The sequence below is a fragment of the Halomonas sp. FeN2 genome, assembly GCF_020595105.1.
Classification (GTDB): Bacteria; Pseudomonadota; Gammaproteobacteria; order Pseudomonadales; family Halomonadaceae; genus Vreelandella; species Vreelandella neptunia.
The window spans coordinates 896,039-908,986 of record NZ_CP074200.1; the positions used below are offsets into that span (position 1 = coordinate 896,039).

Here is a 12,948-nt window from a genome sequence, read left to right on the forward strand (position 1 = left end):
TTCCCATTCAGCTCACACTGAGCGCTTCGAGACTTTTACATGCAATCTTTTCCCTCTACTCACCCATTCAAGCGCTCGCGGTTATTGGCCACCAACTCAGCCAAAAAATCCGCCACGGCCCGGGTACGACCTGACTGGGTAAGATCCGTTTGGATGACCAAGTAGATAGGCTGATCCACGCCAATATCCGCAGCAATACACACCAGCCCAGCCTCCAACGCCAGAAAATGCGGCAATACCGCTATCCCCAGCCCCGCTTTGGCCGCCGCTAGCTGGGTCGCCAGCGAGGTGGTGGTTAGCACCGGCTCGCGCCCCTGCAGAACGCGCTCAACCCACTGGGCGGCAGGCAGGTGCGCTTGCATTTCTCCCCAGGTGATAAAGGTGTCGGTGTCGTAATCGCCCGCGTCATGATGAGCCTCGCGCTGCGCTACATAATCCGGGCTGGCGTAAAGCCCGAAACCCAGGGTGCCAAGGCGCCGAAGGGTGACATTACCCCGCTCGGGCTTGACCATTCTAAGCGCTACATCGGCGTCGCGGCGGTGCAGATTGACGGTAGTGATATCGGTCACCAGCTCAAGCCTGATGCTAGGGTATTGCGCATGGAATTGTGGCAATGCGGGCAGAATCAACGACGTGGCCAGGTTTTCAGCCGTGGCTAAGCGCACTCTGCCGCTTAGCTGCGTGGCACGGGAAACCCCACTGGTAAACGCCGCTGCGGCGGCTTCCAGCGCCTCGGCTTTTTCGATTAGCCCTGCCCCCTCCTCGGTAAGCTGATAGCCCGACTGCTGACGAACGAACAACGGAAGCTTTAAGGCTTTTTCGAGCCGCTCGATACGCCGGGAGAGCGTTGCGATCCCCTGATGGAGTTCCGCTGCCGCGCCACTCAAAGTGCCATGGCGGGCCACCGCCAGAAAGGTGCGTGTGTCATCCCAGACCCACCCGCGAGGCATCTGATTTTCAAAACCGGAAAACGGCTTATCGAACTCGTTAATTTTTTTCATTAATGGATAGTGCCACGCTATCTCTTCCCAATTCAAGAAGCACTTAAGAACCAGAAACGCAGGAGAGACATCATGCAAGCACGCACACTGGGAACCGACCTAACCGTTTCCGCCATTGGCTTAGGCTGCATGGGAATGAGCGAGTTTTACGGCCCCCGAGACGATAGCGAGTCGCTGCGGGTATTGGCCCAAGCGGTGGAGCTGGGAATCGACTTTTTTGACACGGCAGATATGTACGGGCCCCACCATAACGAGGAGCTGATTGGCCGTTTTCTTGCCAGCCATAAGCCCAACGTACGTATCGCCACCAAGTTTGGCATTGTGCGCAACCCCGGCGAGTATCAGCGTAGTCTGGATAGCAGCGCCCATTATGCTCGGCAAGCCTGCGAAGCATCACTAAAGCGACTGGGTGTCGAGCAAATCGATCTCTACTACGTTCACCGCGTTAACCCGGCCACACCTATTGAAGAAACAATGGAGGGCTTGGTACAACTGGTTAAAGAGGGAAAAATTGCCCACATTGGCCTCTGCGAAGTCAGCGCTGATACCCTCCGCCGTGCTCATGCCGTGTACCCGGTTACCGCCGTGCAAACCGAGTATTCGTTGTGGACGCGGGACGTTGAACAAACCGTGTTACCTACCTGCGAAGAACTCGGCATCGGCTTTGTGCCTTATTCACCTCTAGGCCGGGGCTTTTTGACAGGAAGATTTCAGGATACCAACGATTTCGGCGAAGACGATTTTCGTCCTAACCTGCCACGTTTTTCTGAACAAGCCATGGGTGCCAACCGCCGCATCGCTGACGTGATCGGCGAAGTGGCAGCGCTCAAAGGCTGCACTCCGGCGCAGCTATCGTTAGCTTGGCTGCTATCCAAAGGCGATAACATTGTGCCGATTCCCGGCACCAAGCGGCTGCGCTACCTTGAAGAGAATGCGGCAGCGGCGTCCATCTCCCTGACTGCTGATGAGCAAGAGCAGTTGGAAACCGTCACCGCCAACCTTCCGGTAACCGGTGAGCGCTATACGCCGGAAGGCATGAAGGGGGTTAATGCGTAAGTGTCGGCAACTTGCCTACTGAATAATCTCACCAATGGAACGCTTACCGTCCAATAGTAGGTACTCCTGATTCGTCAAACTGGACGTCTGCACTGTGTGGAGCAGAGCGTGAGCGACATTAGCCCGAGAGATTTGGTTGTCACCGGCTTCGTCAAATGAATCGGCAAACTGATGACTAGCAGCTTCGTCGGTCAAACGACCAGGCTTGAGAATGACGTAGGGAACGCCGCTGTTGCGAAGGTGAGCATCAGCGGCAAATTTCGCGGCCATATAGGGGCGCATTTTCTCGGGCGCCTCTAGCGGCTGTTCTGCACGCATGGCGCTAATCATGATGTAGCGGGAGAGGCCTTTTTGCTTGGCGATATCGGCGGTACGAATAGCACCGAAAAGGTCAATCATCAGGGTTTTATCCGGCCCGGTGTGGGGGCCTGATCCCGCCGTGAAGACCACTTGGTCACAGCCGTCAAAGGCCTGCTCAAACTCACCTTCTAAATCGGCGACCACGGTATCAATGCCGTGCTCTTTGAACCAGGCTGCCTGCTCTTCACTGCGAATCATTGCCTTGATAGGCGTGCCCGCTTTTTGGGCCAGTTCGCAAAACTGCTTGCCAATCTGTCCATTCGCGCCAATCACTAACGTTGTCATAACGACTCCTTGTGAATTGCTTACACCTCTCTCAGTGCAGGCACTTAGGCGAAATTCAACCCCAGGTGCAGGCACTGACAGCCATTTTGCCTTTAAGCTATCACTCCAAACACATGCCCGATGGCGGAGGTTAAGGCCATCGCAAGAGCGCCCCAAAACATCACTCTTGCCGCAGCTTTTAGGATGGGTGCTCCACCCACTCGGGCAGCTATAGCGCCCAGCAAGGCCAAAAAGAGCAGTGAGAACAACGCGACCAGAGGAATAAGCAGCGCGGAAGGCGCCCACCAAGCGACCAGTAGCGGCAAAAGAGCGCCGATGGTGAACGTCGCGGCTGAAGAGAGGGCTGCTTGCAGGGGGTGCGCTTGACTGAGGTCGGTGATGCCAATCTCGTCTCGCGCATGGGCGCCTAGGGCGTCGTTGGCCATTAATTGTTCGGCGACTTGTCGTGCCAATTCGGGTGCCAAGCCGCGCGTTTCATAGATAGCGGCGAGCTCTTCCTGCTCTAGTTCATAGTGCTCCGCCAATGCTTGGCGCTCGATGTCGAGATCAGCATTTTCAGTATCCGATTGCGAGCTTACCGAGACATACTCCCCCGCGGCCATCGACATAGCGCCAGCCACCAAGCCTGCAATACCTGCCAGCATAATATCGCCTTGAGTGGTATTAGCCGCGGCAACGCCCAGTATCAGACTACTGGTCGAGACTATACCGTCATTCGCGCCCATCACTGCGGCTCGCAGCCAACCGGTACGGTGAGATCGGTGATGCTCTGTATGAATCATGGGCTTTTCCTTTCTAGATGGCGTATCCAACTCGACAATAGCACTTAGGGTCATCGACTATCCTGCTGGCACCACTCGAAGCAGCCTGCCCTCGGCGCTGTCGGTAAGTAGATACACCTCGCCTTCTGGGCCTACTCGCACATCTCTTATACGCTCATCTAGCTCACCAAACAGGCCTTCTACATCGTCGGCTTCGCTACCATCGTTTGATAAACGTACCCGGCGCACTTCTTTATTTACCAGCGCTCCTATCAGTATATCGCCCTGCCACTGCGAGAACAGCTCGCCGCTGTAAAGCGTTATCCGTGAGGGGAGCAATAGAGGGCGTCCATTCTAAAAATGGCCAAGGTACTCATTTACACCGTATGGTGCGCTTGATGCCCCTTTGAGCACTCATTAAAATGTCGCGCCACCTAAAGAGAACTCCCATGAAGATTAATGTGGTCGGCACGAGTGGCAGCGGCAAGAGCACCCTTGCAAAGCAGCTCGCAGACGCTTTGAACGCCCCATGCGTTCAGCTTGATCAATTATTCTGGCGCGCTAACTGGCAAGGAGCGCCGGACGATGTGTTCTTCACCGAGCTGGAAGAGGCTTTAGCAGTCTCACCACAAGAGTGGATACTGGATGGTAATTTTGATCGCACTCGGCATATTAAGTGGCATGATGTGGATATGGTGGTGTGGGTCGATTACCCCTTTTGGCGAGTATTTAGCCAAGCACTCACTCGTGCCGTTAAACGCATCATCAGCCAAGAGGAACTCTGGCCGGGTACAGGTAATCGCGAGAGCTTCCGCAAAACGTTTCTAAGCCGTGACTCGGTTCTACTATGGTCACTGAAAACGTGGCGGCAAAACCGGAAACGCTACTTTGCCGATATGATTAACCCCCTCTATTCGCATATTCAGTTTGTACGTTTGACTTCCATAAAAGAAACACAGGTTTTGGTGAAGAGTCTCAACGTGAGTGCCTAGCTCTTGGGTGGCTATATAGCCCCGCTGCGTATTTGCTTAATTGCTGCCCTAATCGGCCCTTGATGAAACACTGAACAATTTCTGTCATTTGGCTTTAACGCTTCAGGGCATGTAGGCTTATTGAACGAACATTCAATTAAGGAACTTTCATGCAACGTCATCCGTTATTCGCCGCAATGTCACTGGGTCTTTTCGCTGGTGCTGCCACCACGACTGCGCTAGCAGATATGTCGCCACTGGAGCAGCAGCTAAAAGATCTTGAGTCATTTCAAGTGATCGCCCACCGCGGGGCCAGCGGCCACGCGCCGGAAAGCACCATGGCGGCCTATGAATTGGCCCATGAGTGGAATGTCGACTACTTAGAGCTGGACGCCCAAATCACTGCCGACGGTGAAGTCGTGGTGTTCCATGATGACGCCATTGATCGCACCAGCAATGGTGAAGGCAAGATTAATGACTTCACCTTGGAAGAGCTGAAAGCGCTGGATACCGGCACTTGGTTCAATGAAGCCAATGCTGATAAAGCAGACGCGGACTTTGCAGGGGCACAGATCCTCACGCTGGATGAGCTTTTCGAGCGTTTCGGTCACAATGCTCGCTACTACATTGAAACCAAGTCACCGCAGCTAAACCCAGGCTTGGAAGAAGCCCTGGTAAAAACGCTGGAAGAACATGACATGGTCGAGAGTGGCCGCGTGTTAGTGCAGTCTTTCGAGCAGGAAAGCCTATTAAAGGTGCAGGAACTAAACGACGACATTCCGCTCATCCAGCTCGTTTGGTACTACCCCAGTGAAGAGGACGAATCGCGTTTAGTGGAGTGGACTGGTGTGACACCGGGCCCAGCAGAGATTAATGATGAAGACTTCCAGGCGGTAGCGGAATACGCGTCGGGAATCGGTACTAACTATATCTACGAAGGCCAAGAAGTCATTGATGCCAACTTTATTCGTCAAGCAAATGAAAATGGCCTGCCGGTACACGTTTACACCGTCAATGAAGCCGATGAGATGGAGCGTTTGATGGAAATGGGCGCAAACGGCCTGTTCACAAATTACCCAGATCGCTTGCTTAAGCTCGTTGAGTAACCATCGTTGAAGTGCTTATTACGCCCGGCTTTGGCCGGGCGTTTTTGTTACTAAACTCTACTCAAGCCCAAGCTGCTCCAGTACCTGCTCTACTCTTTTACGATCGCCCGCTTGCAGCGTTTTAAGCGGCTGGGGCAAGCAGGGCTGACTCACCTTGCCGGTGACTTCTGCAATGGTAGCCGCCACTCGCAGGCTACCGCCGTATTCACGGTAGAGTACCCACAGCGGTTCAAGGGCGTCTGAAAGTGCCTTGGCCTGCTGAACGTCCCCCGCCTGAGCAGCTCGGGTTATCGCCAGCGCTGCTCTAGGGTATAACCCGCCGATAACGGAGTACCAGGCATCACATCCCGCATTTAGGCCGGTGGCTGCTACCGCATCCCCGCTGATGCCAATAGTGACATCAGCGGGGATCAGCTTGCGTAACCCAGCCACCCGCTCCTTTGCAGGTTCAATATCGTTGTTCACCGGCGGGATTTTGATAGAGCGTACCTGGGGCAACTGGGCGATTCGCCCATGCAACTCATCGCTAAATTCAAAATGGGTAGTGCCAGGGTTATCGTACACGCAGAGCGGCACACTCAGTGATTGGCAGACTGTAGCGTAGAGGTCGAAAACCTCATCATCGGTAAGCTTTTGATAGGAGACCGGCGCTAGCAACACCCCGCTGGCGCCTGCTTGCTGAGCGCGCTCTGCGTTAGTCAGCACATCACGAGTACGTAGCGCACCAATACCTACAATAACAGGCGTACTAACTGCATTTTCAACGCTAAGCTGGACAACACGGGCGCGCTCATCACGGCTTAAATAGGCATAGCTACCGGTCGAGCCCAACACACCAATGGAGCCCACCCCTGCCTCAGCTAAATGAGCAACTAAACGGGCAAATTCATGCTCCATGATGCGCTGCTCGTTCATAGGGGTTAGCGGAAATGCACTTAGGCCAGTGAACATGAAGGTTGATCCTTTTAAGGTAGATGGCGGCGTAGTCTCCCACAGGCGATTAGCTGTTAGGTACAAGGATACGGTAATGGAATAGTCATAACTTATCCTCGCTATTCGTTGACATAACTTCCTGTTATTTTTCTTGAATTGATGTAGTGTTTGGGTATGTGCCGTATCGATACGGCACAGTCGTTTTTGGATGCGTATCTTTCAGTCATACCATTAGAGCTGAATATAAAAACAGTTCCGTTAGTGCTGCGAGGGAGAACACGTCATCAATTCATACACATTTAATGTGCAGAGCAGAACTGCATCGTGCGTGAACCTGGCGTTCATCAATCAACCAGTAAGCCATCACCAATGCCATCACCGGTTATAAGCGGTTCTCCATTGCGATTGGCCTTACTGGCAGTGACCACCCTTGTTTTGCTGGTGGGACTCTCTTTCGCAGCAACGAATGCCATCGCTCGGGAAGCACCACTTTATTTAGTGGCTCATCCTGATGTTACTACCCGCTGGCTGAATCGGGATACCACCCGCGCAATTTTTGCGATGCGCCAACGCACATGGCCGGATGGCCAAGCTGTCAGGGTTTTCGTCTTGAGTAATAGCCACCCCGTGCATGCTCGTTTTGCCAAAGAGCAATTGGCGGTTTACCCGCATCAGCTTCAGCTAGCCTGGGATCGCATGGTCTTCTCAGGTACAGGGCAAGCCCCCGACCGTGTAAGTGACCAAACCGAAATGCACGAACGCATTGCCACGACACCCGGTGCTATTGGCTATCTTGAAAGGGAGTATCTGGATGATAGAGTCCAAGTCATTTCGATGGAATGAATGCCGAACCATTGCCGCTTTGCTAGGCACCGTTGCAATGGGATTAGCTGCTAACGCACAAAGCGACGAACATGCCCTTGATACTCTGCAGGTACATGGTTTTCTTAGCCAAGCGCTAGTGATTACTGACGATAACAACTTTTTTGGTCAAAGTAGCCAAGATGAAGGCAGTTTCGAATTCACCGAAATCGGCCTCAACGTCTCCTTACGTCCCCATCAGGATGTGCTTGTTGCTGCCCAGGTGCTAAGTCGTCGAGCTGGAGGCAATAGCAGCGATGCTGAACCTAAGCTGGATTACGGTCTAGTTGATTACCAAATGATTTCAAACCAAGAGCGTACCCTTGGTATTCAGCTAGGCCGAATTAAAAACCCTTTTGGCTTTTACAACCAAACCCGCGACGTGGCATTTACCCGTCCGAGTATATTGCTACCACAGTCTATCTATTTTGACCGAACGCGTTCTTTGGCTCTTACAGGGGATGGGCTAACGTTATATTTGGAAGAGCGGTTGGATAGCGGAGTAGTAAGGGGCCAGCTTGGTCTAGGCGAGCCTCAGGCTGGTGATGATTTAAGTCAAACGCTTCAACTACAGCGTATTGCAGGCTCTTTCAATCCTCAGCAATCCACCATTGCACAGGTTCGCTATGAGCATGATGGAGGACGTATTGTTGCAGCTGTAAGCAACGCTAATGTGAAGTCTCGAATAGAGTCACACTACCAAGGTGTGAACGATGGAGATTTTTACTTTACGCCCTGGATATTTTCACTCCAATACAATCAAGAGCTTTGGAGTATAACTGCTGAGTATGCATTACGGCGATCAGGATTCAAAAACTTCAACCCAACTTCTTTAAATTTCAATACAACAGGTGAAAGCTGGTACTTGCAATACACTCGACGCTTTTACGACAATTGGCAGTGGCTAATACGCTATGACAGTTTAATCAGTAATCGAAATGATCCTTCAGGGAAAGACTTTGAAGCTAAGGGGCTGGGGCCTGCACACACCCAATTTGCGGAGGATCTAACATTTGGTCTTCAGTGGACACCGCACCCTCAAGTAATGTTGGCAGGCGAATACCACCATGTGGACGGCACTGGTTGGCTGCCCATTCAGGATAATCCAGACTCTTCAGCGACCAGCCGAAGATGGAATATGTGGTTATTCCAGCTATCGCTGCGCTTCTGACGTTTCCCCCGATCCTGGCTAGGACGTTACCGCGATGAAAACACCCACCCTTTTTCGAACGCCTCAGCGTCTTAGCCTAACCTGGCGGGTCATCGCGTTAAGTAGCCTCCTGCTGTTGGCGCTGGTAACACTTTTTACCTGGTTAGGTCACGACAACTTAACCCGTCAGTTTCAGGAAAGTCGCACTCAGCACCATGAACGCCAGCAGCGAGAAATCCGTTTAGCACTACTCCGTTCATCGGAAAATTTACGCCAGTTAGCCGGTTTGACTGCCGCTTCTGCGAGCCTTGGACTGCCTTTACAAGCAGGCAGCACAGCCGATGTGGAGCAAGCGCTGGACGCCCAGTGGCCCGCTCTTCAGCTCGAGGCAGGGATTGATGAGATTTTAATCATCAATACTCGCGGAAAAGTCATGGGAAGCTGGGGAACCGGAAATTCGCAAGCACAGCTTCCCATCTTGAGCTGGGTAAGTCGTGTTATGGACACCGAACGACCACTTTCAGCGCTTCGCTGTTCAGCTAGCTGCCAGCAGTTTGCTGCCGTACCGGTTCTGGTGGACGGAGAAAGTGTTGGCATGGTCGTGCTGTCCCGCTCGTTAGCCGACGTCACACGGCAAGCTAAAGAAGTCTCTGGCAGCGAAGTCGCACTACTCGTGACCGGGCCCGCTGAAGACAATCAGGTAACGACAATACGACAGTTGCCAGCATGGAACGGTCAACTGCTCGCACTCACAAGCGAAGAACAAAGCCTAGTCCCGTTGCAGCAAGCGGCAGACACTGCCCCTGTTCGCCGCTTGATGGAAGCACCATTAAGTCTTGAACATGACGGCAGGCATTTAGAACTCAGCGCAGTGCGCATGGAAGAGGATAACGAGCGTAGCAATATCGGTTACTTCCTGCTGATATCAGACATTACCGAACAAATTAAAGCAATTAATCAGGATACTCGCACGCTGCTGTTCGTCGGCATGCTCGGCTGGATTGCCGCTGAACTACTGCTACTGGTCATACTGCTTGGCCCAATGGCTAGACTACGTAGAGTCGCCGGGCTGCTTCCTGCTTTGGCCGACGGGAAGTTTAGCGACATACACTCCGCCATTCCCAACCACCGCCGCCGCATTCCCGACGAGATAGATGTGCTTGAGAGCACCACACTCGAGCTTTCGCGCCAGCTCGAACTGTTAGAGAGTGAAGTACAAGAACGCGGTGACCAACTAGCCGAGCGCATTGAAGAGCTAGCCAAAGAGCGGGACTTCATCAGTGGCCTGTTGGACACAGCCCAGGTGTTTATAATTGCTCAAGACTGCACTGGAAGGATAAGCCTAGCCAATGAGTATGCTCAGTTGATGCTGGGGCTTAATGAGGCTTCGCTACTTGGACGTCATTTTGTTGATGTCTTCGAGGCGGGTGCCCCTGCCACGTTGAATACGTTTTCCTATCCCCAGCAAGAAGAAAAAACCCTACGTACGCCCGATCACCGCCTTCATACTATTGCTTGGTATCATGCCCCTTTACAGACAGGTAATGAGGGGAAAGTATCACGCATATCAGTAGGGCTAGATATTACCGAGCGCAAGGCTGCTGAAGCACGGTTAACCTGGCTGGCTGAACGCGACCCGTTAACAGAACTGTACAACCGACGCTATTTCCAGCATGCGCTACAAATCGCCCTTGAACACCCAGCGAAGAAAAAAGGGGCGGTACTGCTGCTGGATTTAGACCAGTTCAAAGAGGTGAATGAGCTGAGCGGGCACCATGTTGGCGACAAATTACTAAGTGAAGTTGCCGACACACTCCTCCATAACCTTGGCCGCCGTGGTGTTATTGCCCGCCTGGGTGGCGACGAGTTTTCCCTTCTATTAGAAGATACCAACGCCGATCAGGCAGTCAGTGCGGCGCAATATATAGTCCAACTGTTAGAGGGCATCGGCTTCGTTGTCGGCGAGCGGCGGCACCGGGTAACTGCCAGTATTGGTATTGCCCTGTTTCCAACCCACGGCAATACCCCTACTGACCTTATGGCTAGCGCTGATGTGGCTATGTACAAAGCAAAAGAGAGTGGTCTCCAGCACTGGCATCTACTCTCCAAATCAGAAAATGCTAAAGACGAGCTGCAAGAACGAGTTTACTGGGTTGAGCGCATACGCAATGCGCTTGAAGAGGATAGCTTCGAGCTAATGGTGCAGCCCATCATGCGTCTGGAAGACCAAGACGTAAAACACCACGAGGTACTGCTGCGAATGCACGACGTAGATGGAAGCCTAATTTCTCCCGCGCATTTTATTCCTATTGCCGAACAGAGCGGGCAGATTATTTTAATCGACCGCTGGGTATTACGGCATAGTTTAAAGGCACTTAGCCAATTGCAGGATCGGGGTATCACTCTGGCAGTTAACCTTTCGGGCCAATCTCTTCACGACGGGGGCTTGAAGCAATACTTGGCAGACGAGCTGACGGCTAGTGGCGCTGATCCCCATCACCTCATATTGGAGGTAACGGAAACAGCTGCGGTTACTGATTTTTCTACCGCACGCGGCGTACTACAGGCAGTACGCGACCTGGGTTGCCGTACCGCATTGGATGACTTTGGGGTGGGTTTCAGTAGTTTTCACTACCTTGGGCAGTTGCCCGTCGACTATATTAAGATTGATGGTTCTTTTATTCGCAGCATGCTAATTAGCCCTGACAGCCGCGTCATTGTGCGTGCTATTGCCGATATTGCTAAGGGTTTTGGCAAGCAAACCATTGCTGAATTCGTTGATCAAGAAGCTCTATTGCCAATACTTAAGGCCTATGGGATTACTTATGGTCAGGGGTTTCATTTAGGTAGGCCAATAAAAATAACAGAAGCATTTAGTGGAATTAGCTCTCAATAATAGATACCGTTTATACTTAATTCTGGAATCAAATAGGGATAGCACATGAGCTCTTTACCACTGCAAGTGAAGAACGAGGAAGCATCAGCTGTATTTATTACAAGATTCATACAAGAGTTCAAATTCAAACTCTGCATAAATGAGCATGAGAAACAACTGGCTTATCGTCTAAGGCATGATGTTTACTGCGAAGAGCTTCAATATGAAGAAGCTAGCGACCCTATAAAAAAACTCGAATTTGATGTTTATGACCAAAACTCTATTCACTGTTTGATAGAACACCGGAGAACAGGACTAGTAGCGGGCTGCGTACGAGTGGTTATACCTCAGCCTTCCAGCCCTCATCCACTTAACCAGCTTCCATTACAATCTTACGGCAACCAAAGTCTCACCCACGCAGAGCTGCACCCCGACAAACTTGACCAAGGCAGTTACTATGAAATTTCACGACTGGCCGTGAATCGCCTTTTCAGAACAAGACTTAAAGATAGCTCTACTTCTTTAGAAAGCTCGTCTACCAGCCAAAATAATACTTTTTTTTCTACTGAAGAGAAGCAGCTCTTTCCACTACTCGCTACAGGCCTATTTATCACCGGCTATGCTTTAGGGAGGCAGCTAGGTAAAATTCAAGTTTTTGCAATGATGGAACCTAGCTTACCACGACTTCTCGCTCTGACAGGCTTTCACTTCACCAAAGTTGGCGAAACAATCAACTTCCATGGTAGAAGAAGTGCTTACTACATCAATAAGCAACAAGCAGAGAGTGGATTAAAGAAAGCACTGCTACCACTCTACCTGCACATACAACAAACATTGGCCTTCCAGCTAGAAGAAATGCTAGCTCAAGATGTCAGCACCTCACTAATAACTTGAATATTTTATCTATACCGTGGCCTTGGCACTGTCTCGATCATCCAACGAGGCAGAATGACTGAAATCATTAACCGTTACGCTGGTAAATTTCTCTAAGAAAAACACTAGCGTTTCGGGATATTGGAAACGCTCCTCGAAGCGCTCTTGGCCCTCTTGTGAACGCCGTGTCACGCTTGCTTTATACCCTTCGCCCGATTTAGATACCTTTACGCTATTCTCACGACTTCCGTCACGTTTGATGGCCGTTATGGGGGAGTTATCGCTTAATAAAACGTCTAGTTGTCTAGCGGCTGTGCGTTCTTGATCAGACGCCCAGAGAGGCTGGTCTCGATTCCCATAACGGTAGAGCATAATGACCAACATGACGGAAAAGATGCTACTGGTCAGCATCCATGTTAATAAAACGCTTGAAAGCGGTGTTGTCAGCATAATGAACAGTTGAACAACAATGCCCACCGCCAGCACACCGGCCAAGGGCCGCCACATGCGTGGATTCATAAACCCGCGCTTGAGGATATAACCCCAAAGCCCTATCACCGCTAGCGCCCCCAACAACAAATGAATGGGAGCAAGTAGCGTTCCTCCTCCAGCCAATATAGCAATTACCCCAATAATCACTATTAAACTGTAGAAAGTAGCTAGCAGGTAGTAAGCGCGATCAAGGGTCATATGCAGTCTCCATGCGGGTTAACCGA

At 51.6% G+C, this 12,948-nt stretch carries 13 protein-coding genes; 7 read left to right on the forward strand and 6 right to left on the reverse strand.

What is annotated here, in order from left to right:
• Positions 1-59 precede the first annotated feature (59 nt).
• A complete protein-coding gene (locus KF947_RS04225; protein ID WP_227405534.1) occupies positions 60-1,001 on the reverse strand; it encodes a LysR family transcriptional regulator in 942 nt (313 codons plus the stop codon).
• 72 nt (positions 1,002-1,073) lie between these two features.
• Between KF947_RS04225 and KF947_RS04230 the strand changes: the two genes are divergently transcribed.
• Positions 1,074-2,057, forward strand: a complete 984-nt coding sequence (locus tag KF947_RS04230) for an aldo/keto reductase (RefSeq protein WP_227405535.1) — start codon at positions 1,074-1,076, stop codon at positions 2,055-2,057.
• A gap of 15 nt (positions 2,058-2,072) precedes the next feature.
• On the opposite strand, the gene KF947_RS04235 is transcribed toward KF947_RS04230, so the two are convergent.
• The 3 genes from KF947_RS04235 to KF947_RS04245 form a co-directional block, all read right to left on the reverse strand.
• Positions 2,073-2,702: an SDR family oxidoreductase gene (locus tag KF947_RS04235; protein ID WP_227405536.1), complete on the reverse strand. Its 630-nt coding sequence runs from the start codon at positions 2,700-2,702 to the stop codon at positions 2,073-2,075.
• Positions 2,703-2,794: 92 nt separating this feature from the next.
• Positions 2,795-3,484, reverse strand: coding sequence for a VIT family protein (locus KF947_RS04240; protein ID WP_133730109.1), 690 nt, complete (start codon positions 3,482-3,484; stop codon positions 2,795-2,797).
• 57 nt (positions 3,485-3,541) lie between these two features.
• A complete protein-coding gene (locus tag KF947_RS04245; protein ID WP_227405537.1) occupies positions 3,542-3,802 on the reverse strand; it encodes a PQQ-dependent sugar dehydrogenase in 261 nt (86 codons plus the stop codon).
• A gap of 110 nt (positions 3,803-3,912) precedes the next feature.
• Here KF947_RS04245 and KF947_RS04250 point away from each other — a divergent pair, with 110 nt between their 5' ends.
• Both KF947_RS04250 and KF947_RS04255 read left to right on the forward strand, forming a co-directional pair.
• The gene (locus KF947_RS04250; RefSeq protein ID WP_227405538.1) at positions 3,913-4,455 is read left to right on the forward strand and encodes an adenylate kinase; all 543 of its coding nucleotides are present in this window, start codon (positions 3,913-3,915) and stop codon (positions 4,453-4,455) included.
• Positions 4,456-4,604: 149 nt separating this feature from the next.
• A complete protein-coding gene (locus tag KF947_RS04255; RefSeq protein ID WP_227405539.1) occupies positions 4,605-5,540 on the forward strand; it encodes a glycerophosphodiester phosphodiesterase in 936 nt (311 codons plus the stop codon).
• Positions 5,541-5,597: 57 nt separating this feature from the next.
• Here KF947_RS04255 and KF947_RS04260 read toward each other — a convergent pair whose 3' ends face one another.
• Positions 5,598-6,491, reverse strand: a complete 894-nt coding sequence (locus tag KF947_RS04260) for a dihydrodipicolinate synthase family protein (protein ID WP_227405540.1) — start codon at positions 6,489-6,491, stop codon at positions 5,598-5,600.
• Positions 6,492-6,842: 351 nt separating this feature from the next.
• Here KF947_RS04260 and KF947_RS04265 point away from each other — a divergent pair, with 351 nt between their 5' ends.
• The 4 genes from KF947_RS04265 to KF947_RS04280 are packed head-to-tail and all read left to right on the forward strand — an operon-like array spanning position 6,843 to position 12,253.
• A complete protein-coding gene (locus KF947_RS04265; RefSeq protein WP_227405541.1) occupies positions 6,843-7,316 on the forward strand; it encodes a hypothetical protein in 474 nt (157 codons plus the stop codon).
• On the forward strand, positions 7,285-8,505 hold the full coding sequence (locus KF947_RS04270) for a hypothetical protein (RefSeq protein WP_227405542.1): 1,221 nt from the start codon (positions 7,285-7,287) through the stop codon (positions 8,503-8,505). The genes KF947_RS04265 and KF947_RS04270 overlap by 32 nt, the downstream gene beginning before the upstream one ends.
• A gap of 34 nt (positions 8,506-8,539) precedes the next feature.
• Complete coding sequence (locus tag KF947_RS04275; RefSeq protein WP_227405543.1) at positions 8,540-11,380, forward strand: EAL domain-containing protein; 2,841 nt, start codon at positions 8,540-8,542, stop codon at positions 11,378-11,380.
• Between the two features lie 45 nt (positions 11,381-11,425).
• Positions 11,426-12,253, forward strand: a complete 828-nt coding sequence (locus tag KF947_RS04280; RefSeq protein ID WP_227405544.1) for a PEP-CTERM/exosortase system-associated acyltransferase — start codon at positions 11,426-11,428, stop codon at positions 12,251-12,253.
• 9 nt (positions 12,254-12,262) lie between these two features.
• On the opposite strand, the gene KF947_RS04285 is transcribed toward KF947_RS04280, so the two are convergent.
• Positions 12,263-12,922, reverse strand: coding sequence for a hypothetical protein (locus KF947_RS04285; protein ID WP_133730102.1), 660 nt, complete (start codon positions 12,920-12,922; stop codon positions 12,263-12,265).
• Positions 12,923-12,948 lie beyond the last annotated feature (26 nt).